Origin of the sequence: Vibrio sp. 10N.286.48.F5 (genome assembly GCF_041469785.1) — a bacterium.
Taxonomy (GTDB): Bacteria; Pseudomonadota; Gammaproteobacteria; order Enterobacterales; family Vibrionaceae; genus Vibrio; species Vibrio crassostreae_C.
On the sequence record NZ_JBFRLG010000050.1, the window covers coordinates 1 to 253 of the forward strand.

At 42.7% G+C, this 253-nt stretch carries 1 tRNA gene; it reads left to right on the plus strand.

Annotated features, from left to right (window positions below):
* The first annotated feature begins 84 nt into the window (after positions 1-84).
* Positions 85-175: transfer RNA gene (locus tag AB4185_RS20925), tRNA-Ser, on the plus strand.
* The last annotated feature ends 78 nt before the right edge of the window (positions 176-253 follow it).

Here is a 253-nt window from a genome sequence, read left to right on the forward strand (position 1 = left end):
GACATCGCCAGGCTTTAAATATCGTTACCTGTGTATACATGTAACAACATCTACAGTGTACTAATCTGTTGATGACAATTTTTTGGAGGGATGGCTGAGTGGTCGAAAGCACCGGTCTTGAAAACCGGCAACCGTTAATAGCGGTTCTAGGGTTCAAATCCCTATCCCTCCACCACCATTAGAAAGCCCGCTGAGAAATCAGCGGGCTTTTTTCTTATCTGCGATATACATAAATAATACCAATCCGGAAAAT